The organism is Neisseria sp. P0021.S006 (genome assembly GCF_051956895.1).
In genome coordinates this window covers 1-662 of sequence record NZ_JBQCWZ010000788.1, presented here as the reverse complement: position 1 = coordinate 662, position 662 = coordinate 1, and the positions used below count along the sequence as shown (strand labels likewise).

Genomic DNA, 662 nt, shown 5'->3' with positions numbered 1-662 from the left:
GTCTATTGGTTGAACATGCTCAAAAAGGTGAGCGCGTGGTGAGGTTGAAAGGCGGCGATTCTTTTGTGTTCGGGCGCGGCGGGGAGGAAGTGCAAACCCTGCATCAGGCCGGAATTGCTTACCGCATTGTGCCGGGCATTACTGCCGCGCTTGGTGCCACTGCTTATGCCGGTATTCCGTTAACCCATCGCGATTGCGCCCAAAGTGCTTTATTTGTGACCGGCCACAGCAAACACGAGGGCAGTCAGCCCGATTGGCAGACTTTGGCTTTAAGCCGCCAAACGTTGGTAATCTATATGGGGACGCTTAAAGCGACCGAGATTGCGGAAAAACTGATGGCTTATGGCAGACAGCCTTCTACACCCGTTGCCGTGATTTCCAATGGGACTTTACCGAATCAGACCGTGCGGACAGGCAGTCTGAAAGATTTAGGCTTGTTGGCCGCCGAAGCGGAGCGTCCGGCTTTAATGGTAATTGGCGAAGTGGTTGCCCTGCGCAATGAGATGAAATGGTTCGGAGAAGGTATCGAATATTTCGAAGAAGCCGCGTAAAGAGAATGGATTAAATCAGGCCGTCTGAATATTGGTTTCAGACGGCCTTGCCTTATTTAAAAGCTTGGCAATATTGCTGATAACGTTCTGCCAGTCCGTATAGAATGAGTG

1 protein-coding gene is annotated in these 662 nt (G+C 51.2%); it reads left to right on the top strand.

What is annotated here, in order from left to right:
• On the top strand, nucleotides 1-551 hold a 551-nt coding region (gene cobA / locus ACTHUM_RS17110), incomplete at its 5' end, for a uroporphyrinogen-III C-methyltransferase (protein ID WP_440403570.1).
• Between the last annotated feature and the right edge of the window lie 111 nt (nucleotides 552-662).